Raw genomic sequence first — 24,896 nt, 5'->3', positions numbered from 1 at the left:
GGCGTCATAACGCTGCGCCGCATGCGAGGTCGAATGACTATGCGTGAGGTCGCGCTATCGACCGCGTCGATGGCCGGCGCGCTTCAGCCTGCGCGCTCGGCGTTGACCATCGCCTGCACCAGCCGGCGCCCCTGGATGGCGGCCTGATCGGCCGATACGCTGAACTCCACCGCCTGATCATGATCGATGGCGCAGCGCGCCATCTGCTGGGTCGCCTCGACCATGGCGATGTCTTCGCCAAAGACGATGTCGGCCATGCCCCGCGTCGCTTCCACGTCGAACGGCTCGCCATGATCGCGGGCCATCGCCCAGTAATAGTGCGAGCGGGCGATCGACACCGGGGTGGTAAGGTGAACCATGCGGAGCGAGAAATGCGCCAGCCCGCCGTCTTCGGGTGCGGGATCGTGGATCGCGACCTCGGCATGGTGCGCGCCGGGTGAAAGCTGGGTGCCACGCGTGGTGCGATTGGCCAGTTTGCCGATCGGCTTGCCTGCCGGAGCGGCATAGACGGGAGCGAGCGGCTCCATGTCGTGCACCTGAACATAGCCGACGCGGCCGTCGCCCATCTCCACCTCTGGCGCGCGGTCCCACCCGCTGACCTGCAGCGAGTTTTTGTGCAGGAACGCGAAATGGGTGAGATCGAGGACGTTTTCCTTAAGCTGCATATAGTTGCCGTTAACCGACTTGTAGCCCCAGACGGTGTGCCAGGCAGGATCGGAAAGGTAGGCAAGGTCTGCCGGGATAAGGTTGGGATCGGCCTTTTCCACCTCTCCGGTCCAGATCCACACAAAGCCATAGCGCTCCACCGCCGGGAACGCGCGCACGCGAATGGCCGGTGGGGTGGTGGCCTGGCTGGGCACGCGGACGCACTGCCCGGATGGCGCGAACTGAAAGCCATGGTAGGGGCAGACCAGATCCGAGCCTTCGACATGGCCAAGATGCAGCGGTGCCCAGCGATGGGGGCAGCGGTTGTGCAGGGCCGAGACCACGCCCGCCTCGCTGCGATAGAGCGCAACCGGCATTTCGAGGATCCAGCGCAGGATCGGCTTGTCCGTCACCTCGCTGCCATGCGCGGCGACCCACCAGCTGTTGTTCGGCCAATTGCGCTCTGGTCCGGTGGTGCTGATGCCGTCACGCACGGGTTCGGGTGCGGTGGCGCTCGCATCGTCCATGATCTTCTCCCGTTTTGCTGTTGCGGACATCTTGGGTGTGCGTCATGTCTCAAGCAAATCGAAAGGTTTGAGGATAAATCCTCACCAAATCAGAGGATGGCATGCGCTTCAAAGGCCTGGATCTCAACCTGCTGGTGGCCCTCGAAGTGCTGCTGACCACACGTAGCATCACCGAGACGGCAAAGCGGATGAACTTGTCGCAACCCGCTGTCAGTGCAGCGCTTGGCCGTCTGCGGGATCATTTCGGCGATCCGTTGCTGGTGTTGAATGGCAAGCGCTTTCTGCCCACCACAACCGCCGAGACACTGCTGCCCCTGGTGCGGCAATTGCTGCGCGATGCCGAGACCATGCTGCAGGCTGGCCAGCGGTTCGAACCTGCCAGCAGCCAGCGCACCTTTCGCATCATCGCGTCCGACTACATGGCCGTGGTACTGCTCACCCGCGTGGCGGCGCGATTGGGCGAGGTGGCGCCGCATGTCTGCCTTGATATCATTCCTCCCTCGCAACAATCCGGGCTGGCGCTCGACAACGGACAGGTGGACTTGCTGATCGGGCCCGATGCCTTTGTGCTGGCGCGGTTTCCGTCAGAACTGCTGTTCGAAGAGCGGCACGTGATCGTCGGCTGCGCGAACAACCCGCTGTTCTCTGGACCGATTGCCATGGCTGACTATGCCGCTGCCGGGCATGTCGTCGCCACGTTCGGACCGAACCGCGAGGCTTCGTTTGCCGATCAGGTGATCGAGAAAATGGGAATCGAGCGTCGCATCGCGGTGACGACAAGTTCGTTCGCGTCGCTGCCGTGGTTCCTGGTCGGCACGCCGCGGCTTGCGCTCATGCATGGGCGCCTTGCCGCCTTCTTTGCGCGGATCGCCCCGCTTGCCGTGGCGGAGCCACCCTTTGCCATGCCCTTGCAGCAAGTTGTGATGCAGCACCACCCGGCGCGGAGGGGCGACATGGGCCTGCAATGGTTGACAGGCTTGATCCGCGACGAGGCGGCGGTGTGGACGGAGGATGGCAAGCCGGCAGGATAGCCCACCCGGCCGGGCTCGCCCCACATCACGCCCTGGCGATCGCATCATCCTTCGCCCGCTGTGCCTTGCGAAAGGCGAGCGGGCGCATGTTGTGAGCCTGGACGAACGCGTCCCGAAATGCCCGTTCCGAACGATAGCCACAGCGATCGGCCACATCGGTTATGGGCAGATCGGTGTTGCGCAACAAATCAGCCGCAGCATTGATGCGACACCCGGTGAGATAGCGAAAAGGTGTCGTGCCCGTCGCGCGTGCAAACACTTCGGCAAAGGCGGTACGAGACATGCCGGCCGCCTTGGCCATGTCGGCCAGGGTCCAGGCGTTTTCGGGGTGGCGTTGCAGCCGGCGCATCAGGCTGGCGAGCGCGCGGGAGCGGCCCTTGTCGAGGATGTCGCTCAACGCCGGGGCATTGGCGGCAAGGTGGGTGCGCAGGATCTGCGCCATGAGGAACTGCGAGGTCATCGTGCTGATCGCGGCAAACCCGTCTGACGGCTTGGCATTTTCTGCGTCAAGCATCTGCACAAGCGCCGCGGTCCAAAAACGCAGCCGCGTCTCGCTGTCGCGCGCGAGCAGCACCGCGGGGAGCGTTTTCTGCACGGGCGGTGTTCCCGCGCGGTGCGACAGGGTCATCGCGCTGCCGATGAGGACGCAGCCGACGGGGCCATCGCCCCAGGCAATATCGACCGGGCGTTCATAGCCCTCAAGCGAGGTCGGCGGTCCGGCATTGGCGTCCCAGACTTCGCCCATGTCCGCGTAGCTGGACACTCTGCCGCCAACAGCCAGCTGGGTAGGGGCGCCACCCAGTGCCATCACGGCATCGCCTGGCTCCAGCTTGATGGTTCGCCCATCGGGAAGACCGACGCGGCAATGCCCTTCTGCCACGATGAACATGTAGGGCATGCCGCTCATGACAAACCCCTTTCGCGCACGCAGCGTGAACCGGGTAAGCGAGGCGCCCACCAGCCGGAAATCCGCTAGCAGGCTGCTGGTGATCGAGGGTGCTGCAAAATCCGGACGGAGCAGCCGTTTTTCCGTACGCGTAACCATCACGGCCAGCATCCGAAGGATTTAGGCTCCACGCAACGAAAATCGTCTGGCGCGCGATCACGCCGTGCCCGTACAACAAGGGAGTGGGATAATGCCGTTCATCCGCGAGAGTTGGTATCCGGCAAGCTGGTCGTCGTCGCTTGGGGCAGAGCCGGTTGCCCGCACGTTTCTGGGCGAGGAGGTGGTGCTCTATCGCGATAGCCAGGGCACGGCGGTCGCCTTGTCCAATATCTGCCCCCACCGGTTTGCCGCCCTGGCCAAGGGCAAGCTGCATGGTGATGCCATTGCCTGCCCTTACCATGGCTTGCGGTTTGGCCCGGACGGGCGCTGCGTGCACAATCCACATGGACCGGCGACGGGCGCAATCCGGGTGCGGTCATACAGCCTGGTCGAACGCCATGGCATGGTGTGGATCTGGATGGGGCAGGCGGAAAATGCCGACCCTGCGAAAATCCCCGTGCTGTCGGCGCGCGAGGACGCGCAGTTTGACTGGGTGGAGGGCTACCTTCATGTCGAAGGCAATTACCAACTCGTCATCGACAACCTGCTGGACCTGACCCATGTCGAGTTCCTGCATCCATTCCTTGCAGACCCTTCGGACACGTTCCCCACGGAAGTGACCTGTCATGAAGAGGGAGAGCAGGTGGTTTCGCAGTACAACCGCCCCCAGTGCAAGCGCACGCCGCTGGTTGCAGGCCTGTGGAACGACGCGCCCGAGGTGATCAGCCTGCTGTCCGTCATGCGCTGGCAGGCACCAGCCAACCTCGTGCAACGCAATTGCTTTGACGTTGCCCAGCACGCCGACATGGCCAATGCCCATGTGCAGGTTCCGTTCTGCCACCTGCTGACGCCAGAGACGGAAACCACGACGCACTATTTCTGGGCGGGTGGCCGCAACCAGCTGCAGGGCGTGCCGGCCGTTTCCGAAGGATTCCGGCTGGGCGTCGAGGGCGCGTTCAAGAACGAGGACGAACCGATGATCGCGGATGTCCAGGGGCGCATGAAGGGACGCGAACTGTTCGACATGAAGCCCCTGCTGCTGCCGATCGACAAGTCAGCCGTGCTGGCGCGTCGGCGGGTGAGCGCCCTGTTGAAGGCAGAACTGGCGTAGCCCTGCACCTGCGCGCAGCAGCGGTCTTACCGCTTGTTGCGCGCAGGTGTTGCCGGCGAAGGGTCGCGATTGAGGAACAGTTCGCCGATCAGCGCTCTCAGCCACCGGTTCGACGGCTCGTCGTGGACGCGGCGGTGCCAGAATTGCTGAATGTTGATACGCGGCAGCGCGAGCGGCGGCGCGACCACCCGCAGCCGGGCCATGGTGGCGAATATCCCTGCCACTGCCGCTGGAACGGTGCTGATCAGTTCGGATTCGGCAACCAACAGGGGCACGCTCATGAAGTGCGGAGACTGGAGCTGCACGCGCCGCTCCAGCCCGTTGCGGCGCATCTCCTGCTCCACCAGTTCCTGGCTTCGCCCGGACTGCGCCACCACGATATGGCCCAGGCTCAGGAACGTATCGAGCGTCCAGCCCGGTCTGGCATGCGGGTGGTCAGCCGCGGCGATGCAGGCAAAGTCGTGATCGAACAGCTTTTGCGTCATGAAGTTGCTGCCGTTCAGATCGGGAAAATAGCCGAGCGCGAGATCGACTTTGCCCTCGGCCATCGCGGTCTCGAGTTCGATCGGCGTCATGGAACGGGACTGTAGCGTTGCCTGCGGCGCAAGCCGCGACAGCGCCGCCATCAGCCGCGGCAGAAAGATCAGTTCGCCGATGTCGGACGTGCTGATGACGAACCGGCGCTGGCAACTGGCCGGCTCGAATTTCCGTTCCGCCAGGACGTCGGTTTGCACACCGTCAAGCACGCGCCGGAGCGGCTCTTGCAGCCGTTCGGCCAGCGGCGTCAACTGCATCGTATTGCCGCAGCGGAGTAGCAGTTGATCCTTGAACTGCACCCGCAACTTGTTGAGCGAAAAGCTCACGTTGGGCTGGCTGACGCCCAGCCGCCTTGCCGCGGCGCTGACGCTGCGCTCTTCGATCAGCGCATCGAGAACCACGAGCAGATTGAGGTCAAAATCGCGTACGCTCATGGGTTATAAGATATCTGGATATCGGAAATAACGCCATACAGTGATGTGGATTTCCTCTTCCCTTGCTAGAACCGCGCGCATGATCCGGGAGAGCGTGCTGTGAGCCAATCCACATTCCTGAAGAACGTTTGGTATGCTGCGGGATGGAGTGCAGATCTGGTGCCCGGCGCCCGGATCGCGCGCACCATTTTGAACCGGCCGGTCGTGCTGTGGCGATCGGAGGAAGGCACGGCCAGCGCGCTTGAAGATCGCTGTGTCCACCGCGCCATGGCCCTGTCGGCCGGTGTCGTCACCGGCTCGCATCTGCGCTGTGCCTATCATGGCCTGGAATTTGCGGCGGACGGGCGCTGCGTGCGGATTCCGGCGCAGGATCGCATTCCCGAGACGGCGCGCGTGCGGCACTATCCGCTGGTCGAACGACAGGCTTTGATGTGGATCTGGATGGGCGATGCCGAACAGGCGGATCCTAGCCTGATTCCCGATTACCCTATTCACGAAGACGCCGGCTACGCCTGGCGTGGCGCGCACTTGCAGGTCAATGGCAACTGGCAGTTGCTGGTCGACAACCTGATGGACCTGTCACACTTGCCATACATTCACGCCCGCACGATCGGCGGCGATCCGGATCTCCACTTCCGCACGAAGACCAAGTCCGAGAAGCGTGGCCAGACAGTGCGGGTCACCCGGCTCATGCCCGATTCAGAGCCGCCGCCGACCTATGTCGACGCTGCCAATTTCCAGGGCAAGGTCGACCGTTGGCAGGAAGTCATCTTTGAACCCGTGTTCATTCGCATCCACACCGGCGCATGCGACGCGGGCACGGGGGCATATGACGGGCCGGATTACGGCGCCTTGGGCACGACGCGGTTTTCCATGCGCGGCTGCCACGCGATCACGCCTGAAACGGAAACGACCACGCATTACTTCTGGTCGATGGCGACCAATATTCTCGACAATGGCGTGCCGGACGAAGTGTTTGAACAGACCGCGCGCACGTTTCGCGAAGACCAGGAGGTCCTGGAACTGCAGCAGCGCCGGATGCTCGAGTGTCCCGACGAACCGCTGATTGACATCGCCAGCGACGTGGGTGGGCGCCATACGCGCCAGCTTATCGCGAACTTGCGGCGGGAAAACATCGGCATGGGGTGATAGCGCCGAAGCAGAACAGCCTGCACCAGGCGGGAGCGTCCCGCCCGGTGCAGGCATCCTGTGTAAAGCCTGTCAGAGCCTGGCCTGTCAGAGCCTCGAATTGCCGGGCCATGACCCGGCGAGCAGCAGCGCCCCGGTAATCGCCAGATCCTTGTAGAAAAAGAACATGTCCGGTCCGTGCCCATAGATCGGGTTGTGCATCAACCACGATACGGCAATGCTGTAGACCGCCAGGACCAGGGCGGGCCAGCGGCCGCCCATTCGGAACACCAGGGCAAGAGAGGCGATGACGGACACGGCCATGCCGATGGCCAGGCCAAGGGCAGGGGCGGGCACGCCCCTCGCAGTCATGTCGCTCAAGGTATCGGCATAGTGGGCGCTGGAAAGGTGATAGCGCGCCGCACCGATGAAAAACCATGCGATGATCGCCCGGCCGGCCAGGGAAATGCCATTTTCAAACCATGTTCCCTGCGGGTCGAGCACTCGCGGCATCAGGGGGTGTCCGGTCGCCGGACGTGCGGTGTCAGCGTGTTGCATCAGATGTGTACTCCGAAGCGCAGACCAAAGGTGCGAGGCGGCTCGATAATGCCGGTGGTTGGCGTGGCATCGCTGGAAGGCTGGGAAATCGCGTTGTAGCGGGCAGTATTCTCGATGTTTTTGACCCATGCAGCGACGGTCCAGCGCTTGTCGGCGGTGGTATAGGTCAGCGTGGCGTTCGACCGCGTATAGGCAGGCGAAAGCGTCTGCGGGTTGTGCGTATAGACTTCCCAATAGCTGCTTGAGAAATACAGATCACCCGCCAGCGCCAGGGTTGCGCCATTGCTGAAGTCCCAGATGTGGGTGTAATCGGCGTTAAGCGTGGTGGTGGGCGCCTGGGGCAAAGCCAGGCCACTACAGGCGCAGGCATTGCCGGCGCCAACCGCCGAGGCCGGAACATCGAAGTCCAGTCCGCGCGCGGATTCGAGGCCGAGGCCCAGGCCGAGCGTGTCGTGCACGGTAGCCTTGAAGCGCACGGTCAGGTCGTTGCCCACCATCTGTGCCGACTTGGCATTGACGATGATCAGGCCGCCGATCGCCTGGTTGAACGCGCTGACCTGGTAATCGGAAAAGGCGTAGTAATAGAGTTCGTCATTGATCTCGAGGCGGCCGCCCCAGAAGCGGTTTTTCGTGCCGACCGTGACCGCCTTGAGCGTTTGCGGCCGGAACGTCAGCGCCTTGCCGTTCGCGTCCACCGTGGGGACGAATCCGCCCTCGTTATAGCCGGTGGCAAAGTTGGCATAGACCATGTTGTCGCGCGAAATGTCATACTGCACGCCGACCCGGTAATCGACGTTGCTGGAGCTCAACGCGGTGGTAAACGTGGTGGGGAAACTCACGCCTGGCGCAGGCCCGAACCCGTTGACCCCGCCGCCGCTGCGCTTGTCGTATGAATAGCGGATGCCGCCGGTCAACTTCAGGCCGTCGTGCAGCGTGTACGTCGCCTGTCCGAACCCGGCATAGCTGACCGAATGCACGTTGAAATTCTGGGTGACCTGCGGATACCGGGCGGGGATGGGCGCCAGCGTGAGGATGCTGGTGGTCAAACCATCGTTGAGATAGGCATAGCCACCGGCAACCCAGTTCAGGTGCTCACCCTGGTGCGACAGCCGCAATTCATGGGTATATTGCGTGGCCGAGGGATCGAGTTCCAGCGTACCCGGACCGTTGTAGAAGTTCGAGCGGCTGCTGTAATGCAGGTAGGCCGGGATGTAGATCAGGCTGGTTCCACCGCCCAGGTCATATTCGAACTTGGCATGGACAAGATCATACCATGACTTGTTGAAGAAATTGGCCGCCGTGGGATCGACATTGAATTGCCAGGGGCTGGCATCAGACGGAAACTGCGCGCTGGGCGTGACCGGCTTGGGCGTCAAGCCCAGCCCGCCGCTGTGATAGTATTCACCCGAAAGGGTGACGGTCAAACGCTCCGTCGGCGTCATCTTGACCTTGAGCCGGCCAGCAATGCTCTTCTGATCGTTCAAGCCATTGCTGAGGTAGCCGTCGTGATCCTGGTAATCAAAGGCAGCGCGCACCGCGACATCGTCGCCGACCGGGACGTTGACGGCCCCCGTGGTGTGGATGAAATTGTAATTGCCGCCTTCGGCCATCATGTTGATGCCGAAGTTATGGGTGGGGTCTTTTGTCGAGATGTTGACCGCGCCGCCCGCGGCGTTGCGACCATAGAGCGTGCCCTGCGGGCCAGAGATCACTTCAACGTCGTTGAGGTCGAACAGTGCGCCACCGGTGATTTCGCGCGGCGCGTAGACTTCATCGATGTTCATCGCCACGGCCGGATCGGTGCTGTCGACGTCAAGGAAGGTGCCAACGCCGCGCAGATACACCTTGGTTGCGCCGCGTTCGGCCTGGAACTGTGCCGAAGGAACCAGGCTGGCGACGCCGCGGATATCGGTGATCCCGGCGGTGGTGAGGGCATCTTGGGAAAGCGCGGTCACTGCCGCGGGCGTGCCATGAAGCGGTTGGCTCTGCTTTTGCGCCGTCACGATGATTTCCGGCGTTGCCTGGGCAATCGGGGCGGCGCTGGTGGTGGCCTGTGGCGCCGCTTGCGCGTCATCCGCCAGGGCGGGGGTCGCCAACATGCACGCCGCATGCAAGGCCGTGGTGGTCAAAAGCAGTCGCTTCATAATGCCTCCTCTCAGATCCCCTTCTTTCGGTCGGTGCACGTCACACGGGGCACCTAGGGGGGTACGGGGCGGTTGATGACGGAGGCGGTGCATTCTCGTCAAATCAATAGATGCCGCATTAGCTATCGTTAAAAATTATACCTTGGGGTCGTGCAACGATGTGTGTCGGTGGTGCCGGTTCGCAGCATCCGCGCGCATTCTTGACGGTCGCTGGCGCTGCGCTGCCACCGACGAGCGGCGCCAGCCCAAGGCGAACACGCCGGTGGCATATCCATCATTTTGGCTGATAGAACGCCAATATATTATCGATTATATTTCCCAAACGCCTGCCTGTAGCGTCCCGCGCAAAGAATGCTGATGGGAGCGATCGAGGATGTATCCGTTTGGAAGTGATCGGCCTTTTGTGAAGAATCGCTGGTATATCGCCGCGTTCTCGGACGAGGTGAGCAGCCAGCCGCTCGCGCGCACGATCCTGGATATACCGCTCGCTCTTTATCGCACCACGCAGGGCAAGGTAGTGGCTATGTATGGCCTATGCCCGCATCGCTATTTCCCGCTGGCGAAAGGCAAGGTCGAAGGCGATGCACTGGTGTGCGGTTATCATGGCTTCGTGTTCGAGGCGGACGGCAAGTGCAGCGCCATCCCCTCGCAGGGCACCGGCGCCGGCTTTTGCCAACCGACCTACCGCATCGAGGAGCGCGGCCCGCTGTGCTGGATCTGGATGGGCGACGCCGCCGCGTGCGATCCGTCGCTGATCCCGCCCTACGCAGATTTCGGCCTTGGTGAGCCGGGGTGGCGCTACAGCTCGCAGAACCATTTCATCGTGAAGGCGCGCGCGCAGCTGATCATCGATAACCTGATGGATCTGACACATCTTCCCTACCTGCATTACCACGTCGCCGGTGGCGAGGCGATGAAGTCCATGCCCATGCGCGAGGAGCAGCGGGAGGAAAGCTATCGCCTGATCCGAACCGGCAAGCTGCCGTGGGGCGGCTTCCACGATCTGCTCTGGGGTGCGGAAAATCGCTATGAGGGCCTGGCCGACTGGGAATCGATCACCGATTTCTATGGGCCCGAGTTCATCCGCACCAACATGCCGCTATTCACCCGAATTCCGGGGCACGAAGAGGTGCCGGCGGCGCTTGGGCATTTGCACATCTTGCACGGAATCACCCCGGAAACAGCGAACAGCACGCACTATTTCGGCTTCGCCAACCGCAATTTCCGGCTCGATGATCCGGCGCTGGACGCGTTCCAGTTGGAGTCTGACAAAAAGATCCGGCAACAGGATATCGATGCGGTGGAAGCGATCGAGCCGCATGTCGATGCCGCCGCGCGGGTACAGCAGGAATTGCTGGCCAAGTCCGATGCGCCGGCGGTGAAAGTGCGCCGCCAGATTGCCCTCATGATGGAGGCCGAAGCATGAGCAACGGCACAACCCTGACGGCGTGTGGGCCGGAACGTGCCCCTATTCCTGTAGCGCAGCGCGGCCGGCATCTCGTGGTCGATCTGCATTGCCATTTGAACGTGGCGTCGGCCGAAGCGCTTGTACGCCGCGAGGTTCCCGATCTGCCCAACCCGTTCGCCTTCATGTCGGACGCGTCGAAGGCAACCAATGCAAAGCTGTTTGGCGCGATCGGGCGCAAGCTCAACGGGATCGACGAGCGCCTTGAGGACATGGATCGTCTGGGCGTCGACGTGCAGGCGATCAGTCCATCGCCAGGGCAATATTACTATGCCGTACCGCCGGAAGTCGGCCGCGAGGCCTCGCGGCTGATCAACGACGGCATGGCGGACGCGGCGGCCAAGCATCCCGACCGGCTGGTCGGCATGGGCACGGTACCGCTGCAGAACGTTGGCATGGCGGTGGAGGAATTGCGGCGCTGCGTGGGCGAACTGGGCCTGCGCGGCGTGGAAATCGGCTCCAACGTGGCGGGCAAGGAACTGGCTGACGCAGAATTCCGGCCGTTCTTTGCCGCGGCCGAGGAACTGGACGTGCTGGTGTTCCTGCATCCGCTGGGCTTTACCCACGGTTCCCGGCTGGCCGAGCATTACCTCGACAACATCATCGGCAATCCCCTGGAATCGACGATAGCGTTAAGCCACTTGATCTTTGGCGGCGTACTGGAAGCGCATGCCGGCCTGAAGCTGTGCGTCGCGCATGGTGGTGGGTATCTTCCTGCCTATTGGGGGCGCATGGATCACGCCTTCCGCGCCAGGGAAGACTGCCGCCAGTTCATTTCGCGAGAGCCATCGTCCTATCTGCGCAACGTCTGGCTCGACACCCTGGTGTTCGATCGCGACCAGCTCGACAGCCTGGTGCGCACCCATGGCGCCAGTCGCCTGTGCCTGGGCACCGATTATCCGTTCGATATGGGTGAGCCAGACCCGCTGGGTTTTCACGACCATTTGCCGGACGACATCAAGGCGCGCTTGCTCGGGCTGAATGCAGCGGACCTGCTCGGCTTGTCGGCGTGCCCCCACGGCTGCGCCCATCATACCTAGCGCAGCTCAATAAATTTCAGTGATATTAAACCGGCTAATTATTGATTGGACGGCGTTCTGCTGACGTGAAATTCCAGATGAAATAATCCGCCCTTGCACAAAAGGGCAGTAGCATCGGAGGGGAGAAGATGAAGTCGGGATATCTCATCGCGGCCAGTTGGCTTGCGCTTGCGCTTCCAAACGTGGCACTGGCTGACGAAGTGCGCAGCGATGGCGCACAAACTGCTGCGCCCAGCGTCGAAGAGATCATTGTGACCGCCCAGCGGCGCAACGAAAACCTGCAGAAAGCGGCCATCGCGGTGTCGGCAGTGACGGGGGATGCACTGCGCGCGTCTGGGATCACCCAGCCAACCGGGCTGACCAGCGTGGTACCCTCTCTGCAGGTTGCCCCCGCGGCTGGGCCTTATAACCTGTTTTACTTGCGCGGGGTTGGTAATTTCAACGGCAACGCGTTTTCCGATTCCGCCATCGCGTTCAATTTCGCCGGCGTCTACATCGGACGCCCGTCTGCCACGACCGGCTTTTTCTATGACCTTGACCGGATCGAGGTGGTCAAGGGGCCGCAAGGCACGCTCTATGGCCGCAACGCCACCGGTGGCGCGATCAACGTTTTGCCCAAGAAGCCTGAACTGGGCGTCTGGAGCGGATTTGGCGCGGTCGATGTGGGCAATTATTCGGCCGTGCGGCTCGATGCCGCACTGAATATTCCGCTGGGCGACAAGGCCGCCGCGCGCTTTGCCGTCGTGCGCGTCAAGCACGATGGCTACATGAACGACGGCACTGACGATCAGGATGACGTCGGCGTGCGTGGTTCCTTGCGGTTCGAGCCGACCAGCAATCTGCATATCGGCGTGGTGGCAGACTATTTCGACCAGGGCGGGCGCGGCGTTGGCATGACCCCGCTGTTGGCGCCGCAGGGAACCCCTGCCGCCACGATGATTTCGCCCGACAGCCGCATCGGCATCTATTCACCGCAAGGCCAGGCGTTTTACACCAGCCAGTGGGCCGGCACGCTCGGGCGGCCGTTCCAGGCTTTCGCCGCGAATTTCCAGCCTTTCCTGCGCAACCACTTCGTCGGCGTGTCAGCGACGGCGGAATGGCAAAGCGATCTGGGCACGCTGACGATTGTTCCTTCCTATCGAGAGGGGCATCTCAACTTCAACAGCTTCGTGCCCGGCTTCCAGGTCTATTCGGTGGAGCGCAACGCGCAGACGAGCGTCGAAGCACGCTTTGCCACGCCCGATGCCCTGCCGCTTCGGGCGCTGTTCGGGGCGTTTTACTACCATGATCACACCGACAGCCCCTATGGCGATTATGCGTCCAACTGGAACGCCCAGTATGACAAGAACACCTTGCTCAACACCACCAGCAAGGCGCTGTTCGGCCGGCTGACGTATGCGGTCACGCCTGCGCTGCGCCTGACCGTGGGCGGGCGACAAACCTGGGAAGACAAGGATTTCAGCGGCTCGCGCATATCGCTGACCCGCATTTGCACCGCCGCCTCGTGCCCGACGGCGCCTTCGCTGCCCTATGGGCCCACGGCGCCGGCGCTGGGCGCATTCCCCTCGGTCGTGGTGCCAGCACTGGGTGCTGCCCCTTATGGTGGCCTGCCCGATGTTGTCGGCAACCCCAACGTCATCCAGGCTGCCACGGTCTTTTCCAACAGCGAGAACAAATCGTTCAGCAAATTCACCTGGCGGGTCGGCGCTGACTGGGATCTGACGCCGCACAACCTGCTGTATGTCTCGTACGAAACCGGGTTCAAGGCCGGCGGCTTTTTCTACAGCCCGAACGGCGCCGGGGGGCAGTTCGCACCCGAGACGCTGGGCGCGCTGACGTTCGGATCGAAGAACCGTTTCTGGAACAACCGGATTCAGCTCAACCTGGAAGTGTTCCGCTGGAAATACAAAGACCAGCAGATCAGCCATCTGCTGACGATCGGCACCGTGCCCACTTTCGTGACCGAAAACGTCGGGCGGGCCACGTTCCAGGGCTTTGAAGTCGAGGGGCAATTCGCCGCGACCGCGTTCACCACGCTGCATGTCGACGCGCAATACCTCGACGCGAAATACGACCAGTTCACGTATCAGAGCCCGAACAGCAACGGCGGAGTCTTCAACGGCACATCCTGCCCGACGGCCGGATTTGCCAACAATGCCTACATCATCAACTGCAGCGGCATGCGGCCGGTCAATGCCCCGAAATGGACGCTTAACCTGGGTGTTGACCAGCGCGTTCCCGTCTCGGTCGGCGAATTCACGCTGAACGCCAAAGCGCATTACCAGACCGCGACGATGACCGGCATGGAATTCGCCCCGGTCGAACAGCAGGCGGCGTATTGGCTGGCCGATGCCCAGGTCAGCTTCAGCCCCAATATCCATGGGCTGACGTTTGGTGTCTACGTCAACAATATCTTCGACAAGACCCTGAAATCGCAATCATATCCAACGCCTGGCACGGCCTTTTACGCCACCACGCTGCGCCCGCCGCGCACCTATGGTGGGCGCGTGTCCTACAGCTTCTAGAAATTCGCGACCGTCATGGCGCAAGGGTGGGGGGAGCATCGCGCTTCCCCCACCCTTGCGTTTTTTCCGAGCAGCCGTTCTCGAGCATTTCCAGCATCCATTGCACGCCCGGATCGCTGTCGCGCACCTTGTGCCATTGCGCGATCTGGATCACGTCGGGAAACGGTGTCCAGGTCTCATGAATGGCAATGGGATAGAGCTTGGCGAAATGCTCGGCATAGCGCCGGTGCATGGTGGCCAGCCGGCGCGTTCCCACGATGCCGCGGCATAGATCGCCAAAGCTGGGCAGCAGCACTTCGACGCGGCGATCATGCGCCATTTTCGCGATATGCTGATCGGTGACGGAAGGGCGCCGGTCGGGGCCAAAAGTGGCAACCGCATGACCCGCGGCAAAGAACACCTCTTCACTGATTGTGCCATAATTTGCGTCGCGCCAACTGATGATCACGTCGGTGTCTCGCCACAACTCGCGGGTTGGATAGCGCGAGTTGGCATAGGGCTGCACGGTGATCACGAGATCGACCTCTGCACGCTCGAGCCGTTCGGTTGCGATGCCGCTGGGCGGAATGACTTCAAAAGTCACCAGGGGCGCAATGTGCGAGGCATGGGCGATGATATCGGCCAGGCTGATCGCATAGGCATAGTCCGAGGCCACGAGCAGGAAATGGCGGTTTGATGTCGCAGGATCAAAGTTACCTGCCCTGGTAATTTCGCCGCGAATTTGCAGCAACGCCCGTTTCACCGGGCCGGCAAGCGCCTCTGCCTTGGGCGTGGGGTGCATCTTGCGCCCGTGGAGCACCAGGAGATCATCCTGGAAATAGTCCCTTAGGCGGTTGAGTGCCCCGGTCACCGCAGGCTGGGTCAAATTCAGGCGCCGGGCTGCCGCCGAGACGTTCCTTTCCTCTGACAAGGCTTCAAACGCCACGAGCAGGTTGAGATCGAGACCATCAAATCGCATCCGCGAAACCTATCAGTGCAACCTATAGCTGACAACCGCGATATTCGATTGGACGGTAATTTCCCGATCGACGAAGATGCCCTGGTAAATTTCGTCACGTCTATAGCACGCCGCGAGCGTCAGAAGAAAATCCAGGGAGAACCCTAATGATGCTGCGAAAGCTGCACCATGTTACGTTTCATGTCAGTGATCTTGACGCGACAGAGCGGTTTGCAAACGACTTTGGCCTGCTGACGGTAGAAAAAGCTGGCCAAAGACTTGTCATGGCCACGCAGGGCGGCGATTCCTATTCTTATGTCGCCTATCAATCTGATGAACCCAAGTTCATCGGACTTGCGTTCGAGGTTGCCGACGAGGCCGATCTTGCCCAGGCCATTGCCGATCATGGCGCCAGCGATGTGGTCGAGATGGACCTGCCCGGTGGCGGTCGGTCCGTGTCGCTGTTTGACCCCAATGGCTTTCGGGTGGAACTGGTCCACGGAATTGCCAGCAAGCCCGCGCTGCAGTCCTATCCCGAGTGGCAGATGAACTCGCCCTTGGGCTATCCGCGCGCCGGGCGTTTCGAGCCCAAGCGCCCGCTGGCCCCGGCCAAGCTGTTTCGTCTGGGTCATATTGGCCTGTTCGTGCCGAGCTACCTGGCTACCCAGGCCTGGTACAAGGACGTGCTCGGGCTGATCCCCAGCGATGTCTATCACGTTCCGGGCCAGCCCCATGTCCAGATCGTCGGGTTCCTGCGCCTCGACCATGGTGAAGACCTGGTGGATCACCACAGCGTTGCCCTGATGCAGAGCATGGATGGGCGGGTCGACTGCCATCATATCAGCTTCGAAGCACAAGACTTCGAGGCGCAGTTCATGGCGCACCGCTACCTCGAAACCCAGGGGTACGAACTGGTCTGGGGCGTGGGGCGCCATCCCCACGGCAGCCATGTGTTCGACGTGTGGCGCGACCCTGACCGCAACCGCTTCGAGACGTTCAGCGACACCGATCGGTTGAAGAAGTCTGACGGCACGCGAATTCACAATATTCACGATGTCGAGATGGACGTGTGGCGCTCGGACCCGCCCGACCGTTATTTTGCCTGATCCCCAAAATATTCAAACGAAACGTTAGCGAGAAATCCATGTCTGATCATTCCTTTTTGAAGCCGCTGCCTGCCGCCCCCCAGCCCGAGGGCATCGATGATGTTACCGGCCTCGTGTCCGGTTCTTTCGGAATTGGCACGTTCCGTGATGGTGATGGCGCCGCGTTTCCCGGTGTCGTCGTGCCGGGCGGCGGCGTGTTCAGCCTTGCCGGCGAATATGCCGATACCCATGCCGTGTTCGAGGATTGGGCGCGCGCTTCCAACCTGGCCAACGATGTTGCGGCCAAGCAGGACCGCAAGGCGCACGATTATCGCGCGCTGACCATCCTGCCCGTTCTGGCCCATCCCAACATGCTGTGTGGCGGATCAAACTATCGCCAGCACGTGGCCGAGATGATGACCTTCAACAAGTTCAACCAGGACAAGCGTGGCGAAGGCGAAAGCGACGAGCAGTTCTTCCAGCGAAATCTGGCCGAAATCGATCGCCGCAGCCGCGAAGGCATGCCGTTCTTCTGGACCGGCCTGCATTCCTCGCTGTGCGGCCCGAATGACGACGTGCCGCTGCCGCTGATCGGCGAAAATCCCGACTGGGAACTGGAGTTCGGCGCGATCGTCGGCAAGACTGGCCGCTATGTCCGCCCGGAAGACGCCCACGAACTGATCGCTGCCTATGTCATGGTCAACGACCTGGGCACGGTGGACGAATTCCGCCGCGTCGATGTGCGCTTCATGTACGATTGGGTCAGCAAGCATCAGCCCAACTTCAAGCCGTTCGGCCCCTTTGCCGTACCCAAGGAGTTCGTCGATCGCTCGAAGGTGCAGATCCGCCTGAAGGTGAATGGCGAAATCCGGCAGGATTGGCCGATTTCCGACATGATTTTCCAACCGGAACAGATCCTGTCCTATGCCTCGGAACGCATTCGTCTGGTGCCGGGCGATCTGCTCATCACCGGTTCGCCGCCGGGGAACGGCGCGATGTGGGGCAATGCCTGGCTCAAGCCCGGCGATGTGATGGAAAGCGAGATCACCTACCTGGGCCGCCAGACCAACCATATCGTCGCCGAAGAGGTTGGCGACCGCACGCCAACCTACGGGCCCTTCATCACGGCCTGGTGATACCGGGCGCTGGTGCGACCCTGGATTGCGTGGCTGGCTTTCATGCAGCACGGGCCGCAAGGCGGCTCGGCTGGCCAGCCCGCAGTCCATCCCCGAACCGGTCGCGATCATCAGGACGCGCGGCCGGTAAGGGGGAGGGAGGGGCCTTCCAGGTAATAGCCCGAAATCTCAAAAATGCGGCAGCATCTTGCCGTTCAGGTCTATTTTTGGAACATCCATGCTCAATCATGGGCTGAGCATGGAATGACAATCATGGACCAGATCGATCGCCGCATTCTAAACGCCCTGCAAAGTGACGGGCGGATGACCAACCAGGATCTTTCCGAACAGGTTGGCCTCTCGCCCTCTCCGTGCCTGCGCCGTCTGCGCGCCCTGGAAAGCGACGGCGTGATCTTCCGCTATGTCGCGCTGGTCGATCCGATCTCGGTTGGCCTGCCGGTCACCGCTTTCATTCGCGTGCGGCTGGACCGGCAGGACGATCGCCATCTGGCCCAGTTCGAAGCGGCGGTGGCCTCTTTTCCCGAAGTCATGGAATGCTACCTGATGTCGGGCGATTGCGATTACCAGCTGCGCGCCCTGTTCGATTCACTGGGCGCCTTCGAGGATTTCCTGCGGCAGAAGCTGACGCGCATTGAGGGGGTCTCGCAGGTCACTACCAGCTTTGCGCTGCGGCCGGTGGTCTACAAGACCGCGCTGCCAATCTAGACCCTGTGGCTAGACGGCATCCTCGCTTGCCACGTCATTGCCCCAGAAACAGTTCTGCCGCGGCATCGATGACGGCTTCGCTGTTCAGCCGGTATTCGCGGTATAGATCGGGCAGATCGCCGGTCTGGCCAAACCGGTCGGTGCCGAGCGGGCTGACGCGCATGCCCTTTACGCCGCCAAGCCACGACAGCGCGCCGGGCGATCCGTCGATCAGCGTCACCAGGCCGGCGCCCGGCGCAAGCGGCGCCAGCAGGGTTTCGGCATGGCAGGGCGCTGGCGATCCGGTGGTCCAGCGTGTCGCGTGGCGTTCCGACCAGCCGCGATGCAACAGGTCGGGCGAAGTCACGTTGAGCAGGCCCAGGCCCGGGATATCATCGACCAGCTGTTCCCAGGCCGCGAGCGCTTCGGTGGCCACCACGCCGGTAAACACGATCGCCGCATCCGCGCCTTCTGCGGGGCGGCGCAGCCAGTAGCCGCCCTTCAAGGCGTCTTCCCGCCAGGTGTCATCTGTGCGCGTGATCTGCGGAATCGCGCGCGTGGTCAGGCGCAGATAGACCGAGCCGCCATCGACCTGCTGCATGTGATCGAACGCGAACGCCATCATCGCGGCCAGTTCATCGGCATAGGCCGGCTCGAAATAGGTGAGGTTGGGTTGTCCCATGCCGATCAGCGGGGTGTTGATCGATTGGTGCGCGCCGCCCTCTGCGGCCAGCGTCAGGCCCGATGGCGTTCCCACCAGCAGAAAGCGCGAGTCTGAATAGCAACCATAGTTGAGCGCATCGAGGCCGCGCGCAATGAACGGATCATAGACCGTGCCGACCGGCAGCAGGCGGGTGCCGAAATGCGGCGCGGCCAGGCCCAGCGACGCCAGCATGAGGAAGAAGTTGTTTTCGGCAATGCCCAGCTCGATGTGCTGGCCAGCAGCATGCTGCGCCCACTTCTGCGCCGAAGGGATCTTGGCCTTGTGGAACACGTCCGCCAGTTCCTGCCGCCGGAACAGCCCGCGCTGGTTGACGAAGGCGCCCAAGTTGGTCGTCTGCGTGACATCGGGGGCCGTGGTCACGATGCGATCGGCCAGTTCCTCGCCCGATTTCGCCAATTCGAGCAGGATGCGCCCGAACGCGGCCTGCGTCGATTGGTCGGCGCCCTCGGGGGCGGGTATCGCTGGAACGGGAACGGCAGGCGCAACCGGTTCAGCCTTGGTCCGGGCGATTGGCGAATTGGCCACGAAGGCCTTGAGATCGGTGGCGACATTGTCGCCGAGCGCGCCCCACGGCTCCCACTCGTTGCCCTCGGCAATGCCCAGGCTCAGGCGGAATTGCTCCATCTGCGCCGGGTTCATCATCCCCGAATGGTTGTCCTTGTGGCCGGCGAGCGGCAGCCCGTGGCCCTTGACCGTATAGGCGATGAACAGCGTGGGGCGATCGTCCTGCGCGGCGTCGAAGGCATCCATCAGGGTTTCGACACAATGGCCGCCCAGGTTGGTCATCAGCCGCGCCAGCTCGACATCGTCATAGCTGTCGAGCAGCGTCTTCACGTTGGGCTTGTGGCCAATGTCGGCCAGCAGCCGCTCGCGCCAGGCCGTGCCGCCCTGATAGGTCAGCGCCGCGAATTCGGCATTGGGGCAGCTGTCGATCCACTCTTCCAGCGCCTTGCCGCCCGGCCGCGCGAAGGCGGCCAGTTGCATCTTGCCATACTTGAGCGTGATGACGCGCCAGCCGCAGGTTTCGAAGATATCGTCGAAGCGGCGGAACATGCGATCGGCCGTGGTGGCGTCAAGCGACTGGCGATTGTAGTCCACGATCCACCAGCAGTTGCGCAGGTCGTGCTTGTAGCCCTCGATCAGGCATTCGTAGATATTGCCTTCATCGAGTTCAGCATCGCCCATCAGCGCGATCATGCGCCCGGCGTCTTCCTCGCGCAGTTGCCCATGCGCGATGAGATAATCCTGCACCAGGCTGCTGAAGGCCGTCACTGCCACGCCCAGGCCGACCGAGCCGGTGGAGAAATCGACCGGGATCTTGTCCTTGGTGCGGCTGGGATAGCTCTGCACGCCGCCCAGGCCGCGAAACCGCTCCATCCGCTCGCGCGTCTGGTTGCCCAGCAGATAGTGGATGGCGTGCAGCACCGGTCCGGCGTGCGGCTTTACCGCCACTTTATCCTGCGGACGCAGCGCATGGAAATAGAGCGCCGCCATGATCGCGGTGATCGACGAACAACTGGCCTGATGGCCACCCACTTTCAGGCCATCGCGCTTGGGACGCAGATGGTTGGCATTGTGGATCATCCACGACGAAAGCCACAACAGGCGCGTGTCGAGATGCTCCAGCGCGCTGATCGTGTCCTGCCGGGAAGGGGAAATCGTCGTGTCCATGAGCGTGTCCTGATGTGGAGCGACAGGTTCTAGCGCTGCTTGGCGGGGCATGTCCTTGCGAAAGGATTGCCCTTAAATCGTCTGAAATGGCAGGTTCTGCCAATATGCATTGTGATTGATAGGAAATATTGCCGTAATTTCGCCGATGCCATCGGAATGCTTCGGTATCGCGAGCGAGTTTAAGGGTATGGCGATTCCGCTCGGAAGCAGCACCTGGTCCGTCCCGCACGAAGGCCGCCAGCCTTTGCGTGTTTGCAGGTGGAGCAGTAAAATCCAGTGTCCATGTCACAAAGCGTGGAGCGGGTTCGTCATGATGGCATCCCTATCGAAAGGATGCTGACCATGACCCCGCGCCTCAATCTCTACACCGCCGCGCCCGACATTTTCAAAGCCTGGTTTGCCTATTCGCAGAAAGTGGCGGAATGCGGCCTGGAAAAGCCACTGCTCGAACTGGTGAAAATCCGCGCCTCGCAGATCAATGGCTGTGCCAATTGCCTGAATATTCACACGTCTGACGCGCGCAAGGCTGGCGAAACCGAGCAGCGCATCCATCTGGTGGCTGCATGGCGTGATGCGCCGTGCTACACCGATCGCGAACGCGCGGCGCTGGATTGGACCGAACACATGACGCAGATCGCGACCAGCCGCGCGCCCGATGCCGTCCATGCCGCTTTGGCTGCGCAGTTCACCCCGGCCGAGCAAGTGCAACTGACGCTGGCGATCGATGTGATCAACGGATGGAACCGCCTGGCGGTCGGTTTCAATTTCTATGCGCCGGAACTGGGCTGGAAATGAGCCAGACGGCGGGCGAGATCTTTGACGCGCAGCGATCCACCTTGCTGCGTGTTGCCTATCGCATGCTGGGCACGATTGCCGATGCCGAAGACGTGGTGCAGGATGCCTATGTGCGCTGGCAGGCGGTGGATCATGCAGAGGTGGCAGTGCCGGCCGCGTTTCTGCGCCGCATCGTCACGCGCCTGTGCCTCGATCACCTCAAATCGGCGCGAGTCCAGCGCGAAATCTATATCGGGCCGTGGCTGCCCGAACCGGCCGTGGATGACGCGCTCGATGACGATGTGACCCTGCCGCTGCTGCTGGCGCTCGAGCGGCTTTCCCCGCTCGAGCGGGCAGCCTTCCTGCTGCATGACGTGTTTGGAGAGCGGTTCGAGGATATCGCGCTGGTGCTGGATCGCGATGTGCCCGCCTGCCGCCAGCTTGCCAGCCGCGCGCGGGGGCATGTGCGCGATGCCCGGCCAAGGTTCCCGATCGATCACCAGCAGGGCAAGGCCATCGCCGCTGCCTTTTTCGAGGCATCGCAGAAGGGAGACATGGCGCAACTGAGCATGTTGCTGGCCCAGGACGTGCAGTTCCATGCAGATGGCGGCGGCAAGCGCCCCGCAGTGGCGCGTATCCTGCAAGGCGCCAGCGAATATCTGCGCGCCCAGGCGGCGCTGATACGGCTGCGCCGCGCCCCTTCCGAACTGGTGCGGTTCACCACGATCAACGGCCTGCCGGGTTTTATCACGAGAGAGCCCGATGGCTTGCTGCAGACCACGGCCCTGTTGGTGGAGGGCCGGCACATCCAGGCCATCTACGTCATCCGCAATCCCGACAAGCTGACGCGCGTGCATTGAGCCTTTGCCCCTTGCCCAAGCCGCGCGGGGCGCACCGCCAATTGCAGCGCGCCCCGCATTTGCGGTTCAGATCTGGGCCATGCCGCCATCGACGAACAGTTCGATGCCGTTGATGAAGCTTGCCTGGTCCGAAGCGAGGAACAAGACAGCCTTGGCGATTTCATCCGGTTGGCCAACCCGGCCGAGCGGAACTTGTCCTGCCATGAAATCGAGCAGGCCCTGCTGCGATGCCGCGTCTGGTCCTGCCAGTTCGACCAGTCCCGTCGTTTCGACCGGCCCCGGGCTGACGGCGTTGACGCGGATCTTGCGGTCCTTCAGGTCGAGCACCCAGTTTCGTGCGAAACTGCGCACCGCCGCCTTGGTCGCGGAATAGACACTGAACGCTGCGGTGCCGGTGATCGCCGCGGTCGAACTGGTAAGAACGACAGAAGCGCCATCGCGCAGCAAGGGTAGCGCTTTTTGTACGGTAAACAGCACGCCCTTCACATTGGTGTCGAAGGTTTGCTGATAATGTTCCTCGCTGATTGCGCCGAGCGGGGCGAAGCTGCCCCCGCCAGCATTGGCGAAGAGCGCGTCGATCTGGGCGTGCTGCTGTTGCACGGCATCGTAAAGGCGATCGATATCGGTAAGTTGGGACATATCGCCGCGCACGCCGGTAACCCGCCCGCCGATTGCCTTGACTGCCGCATCCAGCGCTTCCTGGCGGCGTCCGGTGATGAACACCGCTGCGCCAGCTGCTGCGAACGCCTGCGCCGTGGCCAATCCGATACCCGATGTGCCGCCGGTGACCACCACCACCTTGTTGTTGAAATCCTGTGCCATCTTTCATCTCCTGTTGGTTGGAGCGGCGCCATGCTGCGCCGGTGAAAAAGCACATAAGTGTGCAACGATATTGGCTGTAGTCAGCAAAATTGATACGTATCGTTGCATCAAAGGAACGCTGATGCGCGAAGACCTCAACGACTATGCCTACTTTGCCGAGGTGGTGGCGCATGGCGGCTTTGCCGCGGCGGGCCGTGCCCTGCGCGAACCCAAGTCAAAGTTGAGCCGCCGTGTCGCTGCTCTCGAAGCGCGGCTGGGCGTAAGGCTGATCGAGCGATCGAGCCGCCGCTTTCGCGTGACCGACGTCGGCCAGGCATTTTACGAACGCTGCCGTGCCATGATGACAGAGGCGCAGCAGGCCGTCGCCCTGGTGGCCGAGGCGCAGGCCGAACCGCATGGCCGCGTGCGCTTCAGTTGCCCGACCGGCCTGGTCGAGATCCTGTCGGATATTCTGCCCGGATTTCTCGCCCGCTATCCCCGCGTGCGCCTGCAGGTGATCGCCAGCGACCGCGCCGTCGACCTGATCGAAGAACGTATCGACCTTGCCTTGCGCGTCCGCGTGGCCTTGACCAGCGATGCGGCGCTGACGATGCGTTCGTTGGGCACCTCGGCACGTATCCTCGTGGCCGGCCGACAGCTGGCAGAAAGCATGGGCGCGGATCCAGCTGGGCTGGCCACGATGCCGACACTGGGCACTTCTGACGAAATTGGCGAGGTGGAATGGCAGCTGGAGCACATTGATGGCGCAACCCACCGCCTGCGGCACGAGCCCCGCATGACCTGCAGCGACTTTACCGCCGTGCGCGCCGCCGCGATCCGCAACCTGGGCGTGGCGCTGCTGCCCGATCACGTGTGTTCAGAGGCGCTGCGCCAGGGGCAACTGGTGCATGTCCTGCCGCAGTGGCGCGCGCAGATCGGTATCGTGCACCTGGTCTTCACCACCAGGCGGGGGTTGCCGCCAGCGGTGCGCGCGTTGATCGATCACCTCGCGGCGACCTTTCCCAAATGATCGACCAAGGCGTTCGTCGAGCGGTGTTTGCCAAGCGGCGGTGCCCTGCCTAGCCTGCCCCGGTTCGATCACGGCAGCAGGGCACATCAGATCATGCTTGAACTTCAGGGGGTTTCCCACGTCTATGGCAATGGCACGCGCGCGCTGGATGCCGTCAGCCTGACCATTCCCAAGGGCATGTTCGGGCTGCTCGGGCCCAATGGCGCGGGCAAGTCCACCCTGATGCGCACCATCGCCACGCTGCAAATCCCCACCAGCGGACGGATCATGTTCGACGGCATCGACGTGGTCGGCGATCCCCACGCGATCCGTGGACAGCTTGGCTATCTGCCGCAGGATTTCGGCGTCTATCCCCGCGTCAGCGCCTATGATCTGCTCGATCACATGGCCGTGCTCAAGGGTATCGCCGGGCGGGGCGAGCGGCGCGACACGGTCGAGACGCTGCTCGCCCAGGTCAACCTGTGGGACGTGCGGCGCAAGGCCGTGGCGGGGTATTCGGGCGGGATGCGGCAGCGCTTTGGCATTGCCCAGGCCCTGATCGGCAATCCCCGCCTGGTCATCGTCGATGAACCGACCGCCGGGCTCGATCCTGAAGAGCGCAACCGCTTCCTCAATCTGCTGGCCGAAATCGGCGAGAACGTGGTGGTGATCCTGTCGACCCACATCGTGGACGACGTGACCGACCTGTGCCCACGCATGGCGATCCTGGGGCAGGGGCAGATCCTGCTGGAAGGCGCGCCCACCGCCCTGATCGGCGCCCTGGCTGGCCAAGTGTGGGAGTGCGCGATCGACCGCGCCGATCTGCCCGCGATCAGCGCGGCGCACCGCGTCATCTCCACCCGCCTGCGTGGTGGCCGCACCGTGGTGCACGTGATTGCCGACACGGCGCCAGGAGAGGGCTTCACCGCCGTTCCCGGCGGGCTTGAGGATGTCTATTTCTCGACGCTGCTTGCCGCGCGCGCACCCGCGCCGGCGGCCGTCGTCGCCTGAGCGGGCAAGGGGGC

21 protein-coding genes are annotated in these 24,896 nt (G+C 62.6%); 13 read left to right on the top strand and 8 right to left on the bottom strand.

Annotation, left to right across the window (positions count from 1 at the left end; genetic code table 11):
- Nucleotides 1-83: 83 nt before the first annotated feature.
- Nucleotides 84-1,172: a Rieske 2Fe-2S domain-containing protein gene (locus ABIC78_RS02480; RefSeq protein ID WP_354487624.1), complete on the bottom strand. Its 1,089-nt coding sequence runs from the start codon at nucleotides 1,170-1,172 to the stop codon at nucleotides 84-86.
- A gap of 101 nt (nucleotides 1,173-1,273) precedes the next feature.
- Here ABIC78_RS02480 and ABIC78_RS02475 point away from each other — a divergent pair, with 101 nt between their 5' ends.
- Nucleotides 1,274-2,203: a LysR family transcriptional regulator gene (locus ABIC78_RS02475; RefSeq protein WP_354487622.1), complete on the top strand. Its 930-nt coding sequence runs from the start codon at nucleotides 1,274-1,276 to the stop codon at nucleotides 2,201-2,203.
- A 25-nt stretch (nucleotides 2,204-2,228) separates the two neighbouring features.
- Here the strand turns inward: ABIC78_RS02475 and ABIC78_RS02470 are convergent, their stop codons facing one another.
- On the bottom strand, nucleotides 2,229-3,248 hold the full coding sequence (locus tag ABIC78_RS02470) for a helix-turn-helix domain-containing protein (RefSeq protein ID WP_354487620.1): 1,020 nt from the start codon (nucleotides 3,246-3,248) through the stop codon (nucleotides 2,229-2,231).
- A gap of 91 nt (nucleotides 3,249-3,339) precedes the next feature.
- Between ABIC78_RS02470 and ABIC78_RS02465 the strand changes: the two genes are divergently transcribed.
- Nucleotides 3,340-4,359 (top strand): Rieske 2Fe-2S domain-containing protein, encoded by a 1,020-nt coding sequence (locus ABIC78_RS02465; protein ID WP_169049078.1) that lies wholly within the window; start codon nucleotides 3,340-3,342, stop codon nucleotides 4,357-4,359.
- Between the two features lie 26 nt (nucleotides 4,360-4,385).
- Here ABIC78_RS02465 and ABIC78_RS02460 read toward each other — a convergent pair whose 3' ends face one another.
- Nucleotides 4,386-5,330, bottom strand: a complete 945-nt coding sequence (locus tag ABIC78_RS02460; protein WP_171795853.1) for a LysR family transcriptional regulator — start codon at nucleotides 5,328-5,330, stop codon at nucleotides 4,386-4,388.
- A gap of 99 nt (nucleotides 5,331-5,429) precedes the next feature.
- Here ABIC78_RS02460 and ABIC78_RS02455 point away from each other — a divergent pair, with 99 nt between their 5' ends.
- Nucleotides 5,430-6,479: a Rieske 2Fe-2S domain-containing protein gene (locus ABIC78_RS02455; protein WP_354487617.1), complete on the top strand. Its 1,050-nt coding sequence runs from the start codon at nucleotides 5,430-5,432 to the stop codon at nucleotides 6,477-6,479.
- A gap of 87 nt (nucleotides 6,480-6,566) precedes the next feature.
- Here the strand turns inward: ABIC78_RS02455 and ABIC78_RS02450 are convergent, their stop codons facing one another.
- Together ABIC78_RS02450 and ABIC78_RS02445 are read right to left on the bottom strand one after the other, a co-directional pair.
- Nucleotides 6,567-6,971, bottom strand: a complete 405-nt coding sequence (locus tag ABIC78_RS02450) for a DoxX family membrane protein (protein WP_158271890.1) — start codon at nucleotides 6,969-6,971, stop codon at nucleotides 6,567-6,569.
- Nucleotides 6,972-7,015: 44 nt separating this feature from the next.
- Complete coding sequence (locus tag ABIC78_RS02445; RefSeq protein ID WP_022677571.1) at nucleotides 7,016-9,115, bottom strand: TonB-dependent receptor; 2,100 nt, start codon at nucleotides 9,113-9,115, stop codon at nucleotides 7,016-7,018.
- 418 nt (nucleotides 9,116-9,533) lie between these two features.
- Between ABIC78_RS02445 and ABIC78_RS02440 the strand changes: the two genes are divergently transcribed.
- The 3 genes from ABIC78_RS02440 (at nucleotide 9,534) to ABIC78_RS02430 (ending at nucleotide 14,190) form a co-directional block, all read left to right on the top strand.
- Complete coding sequence (locus ABIC78_RS02440) at nucleotides 9,534-10,586, top strand: Rieske 2Fe-2S domain-containing protein (RefSeq protein WP_022677572.1); 1,053 nt, start codon at nucleotides 9,534-9,536, stop codon at nucleotides 10,584-10,586.
- On the top strand, nucleotides 10,583-11,665 hold the full coding sequence (locus ABIC78_RS02435; RefSeq protein ID WP_354487614.1) for an amidohydrolase family protein: 1,083 nt from the start codon (nucleotides 10,583-10,585) through the stop codon (nucleotides 11,663-11,665). The genes ABIC78_RS02440 and ABIC78_RS02435 overlap by 4 nt, the downstream gene beginning before the upstream one ends.
- Before the next feature lie 128 nt (nucleotides 11,666-11,793).
- On the top strand, nucleotides 11,794-14,190 hold the full coding sequence (locus ABIC78_RS02430) for a TonB-dependent receptor (protein ID WP_354487612.1): 2,397 nt from the start codon (nucleotides 11,794-11,796) through the stop codon (nucleotides 14,188-14,190).
- A 13-nt stretch (nucleotides 14,191-14,203) separates the two neighbouring features.
- Here the strand turns inward: ABIC78_RS02430 and ABIC78_RS02425 are convergent, their stop codons facing one another.
- Nucleotides 14,204-15,148, bottom strand: coding sequence for a LysR family transcriptional regulator (locus ABIC78_RS02425; RefSeq protein ID WP_354487610.1), 945 nt, complete (start codon nucleotides 15,146-15,148; stop codon nucleotides 14,204-14,206).
- A 146-nt stretch (nucleotides 15,149-15,294) separates the two neighbouring features.
- On the opposite strand from ABIC78_RS02425, the gene ABIC78_RS02420 reads away from it, so the two are divergent.
- The 3 genes from ABIC78_RS02420 to ABIC78_RS02410 all read left to right on the top strand — a co-directional run bounded on the left by ABIC78_RS02420 (nucleotide 15,295) and on the right by ABIC78_RS02410 (nucleotide 18,053).
- Nucleotides 15,295-16,233 (top strand): VOC family protein, encoded by a 939-nt coding sequence (locus tag ABIC78_RS02420; protein WP_082209229.1) that lies wholly within the window; start codon nucleotides 15,295-15,297, stop codon nucleotides 16,231-16,233.
- A 38-nt stretch (nucleotides 16,234-16,271) separates the two neighbouring features.
- A complete protein-coding gene (locus ABIC78_RS02415; RefSeq protein ID WP_054130384.1) occupies nucleotides 16,272-17,348 on the top strand; it encodes a fumarylacetoacetate hydrolase family protein in 1,077 nt (358 codons plus the stop codon).
- Between the two features lie 252 nt (nucleotides 17,349-17,600).
- Complete coding sequence (locus ABIC78_RS02410) at nucleotides 17,601-18,053, top strand: Lrp/AsnC family transcriptional regulator (protein ID WP_022677578.1); 453 nt, start codon at nucleotides 17,601-17,603, stop codon at nucleotides 18,051-18,053.
- 34 nt (nucleotides 18,054-18,087) lie between these two features.
- On the opposite strand, the gene ABIC78_RS02405 is transcribed toward ABIC78_RS02410, so the two are convergent.
- Nucleotides 18,088-20,427 carry a thiamine pyrophosphate-binding protein gene (locus ABIC78_RS02405; protein WP_354487607.1) on the bottom strand — a complete coding sequence of 780 codons (2,340 nt, stop codon included), beginning with the start codon at nucleotides 20,425-20,427 and terminating at the stop codon, nucleotides 18,088-18,090.
- A 342-nt stretch (nucleotides 20,428-20,769) separates the two neighbouring features.
- On the opposite strand from ABIC78_RS02405, the gene ABIC78_RS02400 reads away from it, so the two are divergent.
- Entirely contained in the window at nucleotides 20,770-21,222 is a 453-nt protein-coding gene (locus tag ABIC78_RS02400) for a carboxymuconolactone decarboxylase family protein (protein WP_028658206.1), read from the top strand.
- Nucleotides 21,219-22,061, top strand: a complete 843-nt coding sequence (sigJ, locus tag ABIC78_RS02395) for an RNA polymerase sigma factor SigJ (protein ID WP_354487605.1) — start codon at nucleotides 21,219-21,221, stop codon at nucleotides 22,059-22,061. The genes ABIC78_RS02400 and sigJ overlap by 4 nt, the downstream gene beginning before the upstream one ends.
- A 66-nt stretch (nucleotides 22,062-22,127) precedes the next feature.
- Here sigJ and ABIC78_RS02390 read toward each other — a convergent pair whose 3' ends face one another.
- A complete protein-coding gene (locus ABIC78_RS02390; RefSeq protein ID WP_354487603.1) occupies nucleotides 22,128-22,883 on the bottom strand; it encodes an SDR family NAD(P)-dependent oxidoreductase in 756 nt (251 codons plus the stop codon).
- A gap of 121 nt (nucleotides 22,884-23,004) precedes the next feature.
- Between ABIC78_RS02390 and ABIC78_RS02385 the strand changes: the two genes are divergently transcribed.
- Both ABIC78_RS02385 and ABIC78_RS02380 read left to right on the top strand, forming a co-directional pair.
- Nucleotides 23,005-23,892 carry a LysR substrate-binding domain-containing protein gene (locus ABIC78_RS02385; protein ID WP_022677583.1) on the top strand — a complete coding sequence of 296 codons (888 nt, stop codon included), beginning with the start codon at nucleotides 23,005-23,007 and terminating at the stop codon, nucleotides 23,890-23,892.
- A 93-nt stretch (nucleotides 23,893-23,985) separates the two neighbouring features.
- Entirely contained in the window at nucleotides 23,986-24,882 is an 897-nt protein-coding gene (locus ABIC78_RS02380) for an ABC transporter ATP-binding protein (RefSeq protein ID WP_354487601.1), read from the top strand.
- The last annotated feature ends 14 nt before the right edge of the window (nucleotides 24,883-24,896 follow it).

This window comes from Novosphingobium sp. 1529, assembly GCF_040544855.1.
Lineage (GTDB): Bacteria > Pseudomonadota > Alphaproteobacteria > Sphingomonadales > Sphingomonadaceae > Novosphingobium > Novosphingobium capsulatum.
Note: the sequence above shows the minus strand (reverse complement) of the source record. Positions and strands in the feature narration are given on the sequence as shown.

Excerpts from the sequence above, each read along its gene's own strand:
- ABIC78_RS02435 (WP_354487614.1), top strand. The coding sequence starts at position 10,583 with ATGAGCAACGGCACAACCCTGACGGCGTGTGGGCCGGAACGTGCCCCT.
- ABIC78_RS02475 (WP_354487622.1), top strand. The coding sequence starts at position 1,274 with ATGCGCTTCAAAGGCCTGGATCTCAACCTGCTGGTGGCCCTCGAAGTG.
- ABIC78_RS02425 (WP_354487610.1), bottom strand. The coding sequence starts at position 15,148 with ATGCGATTTGATGGTCTCGATCTCAACCTGCTCGTGGCGTTTGAAGCC.
- ABIC78_RS02450 (WP_158271890.1), bottom strand. The coding sequence starts at position 6,971 with ATGCCGCGAGTGCTCGACCCGCAGGGAACATGGTTTGAAAATGGCATT.
- ABIC78_RS02445 (WP_022677571.1), bottom strand. The coding sequence starts at position 9,115 with ATGTTGGCGACCCCCGCCCTGGCGGATGACGCGCAAGCGGCGCCACAG.
- sigJ (WP_354487605.1), top strand. The coding sequence starts at position 21,219 with ATGAGCCAGACGGCGGGCGAGATCTTTGACGCGCAGCGATCCACCTTG.
- ABIC78_RS02420 (WP_082209229.1), top strand. The coding sequence starts at position 15,295 with ATGATGCTGCGAAAGCTGCACCATGTTACGTTTCATGTCAGTGATCTT.
- ABIC78_RS02480 (WP_354487624.1), bottom strand. The coding sequence starts at position 1,172 with ATGGACGATGCGAGCGCCACCGCACCCGAACCCGTGCGTGACGGCATC.
- ABIC78_RS02405 (WP_354487607.1), bottom strand. The coding sequence starts at position 20,427 with ATGGACACGACGATTTCCCCTTCCCGGCAGGACACGATCAGCGCGCTG.
- ABIC78_RS02460 (WP_171795853.1), bottom strand. The coding sequence starts at position 5,330 with ATGAGCGTACGCGATTTTGACCTCAATCTGCTCGTGGTTCTCGATGCG.
- ABIC78_RS02430 (WP_354487612.1), top strand. The coding sequence starts at position 11,794 with ATGAAGTCGGGATATCTCATCGCGGCCAGTTGGCTTGCGCTTGCGCTT.
- ABIC78_RS02390 (WP_354487603.1), bottom strand. The coding sequence starts at position 22,883 with ATGGCACAGGATTTCAACAACAAGGTGGTGGTGGTCACCGGCGGCACA.
- ABIC78_RS02465 (WP_169049078.1), top strand. The coding sequence starts at position 3,340 with ATGCCGTTCATCCGCGAGAGTTGGTATCCGGCAAGCTGGTCGTCGTCG.
- ABIC78_RS02385 (WP_022677583.1), top strand. The coding sequence starts at position 23,005 with ATGCGCGAAGACCTCAACGACTATGCCTACTTTGCCGAGGTGGTGGCG.
- ABIC78_RS02380 (WP_354487601.1), top strand. The coding sequence starts at position 23,986 with ATGCTTGAACTTCAGGGGGTTTCCCACGTCTATGGCAATGGCACGCGC.
- ABIC78_RS02415 (WP_054130384.1), top strand. The coding sequence starts at position 16,272 with ATGTCTGATCATTCCTTTTTGAAGCCGCTGCCTGCCGCCCCCCAGCCC.
- ABIC78_RS02400 (WP_028658206.1), top strand. The coding sequence starts at position 20,770 with ATGACCCCGCGCCTCAATCTCTACACCGCCGCGCCCGACATTTTCAAA.
- ABIC78_RS02410 (WP_022677578.1), top strand. The coding sequence starts at position 17,601 with ATGGACCAGATCGATCGCCGCATTCTAAACGCCCTGCAAAGTGACGGG.
- ABIC78_RS02440 (WP_022677572.1), top strand. The coding sequence starts at position 9,534 with ATGTATCCGTTTGGAAGTGATCGGCCTTTTGTGAAGAATCGCTGGTAT.
- ABIC78_RS02470 (WP_354487620.1), bottom strand. The coding sequence starts at position 3,248 with ATGGTTACGCGTACGGAAAAACGGCTGCTCCGTCCGGATTTTGCAGCA.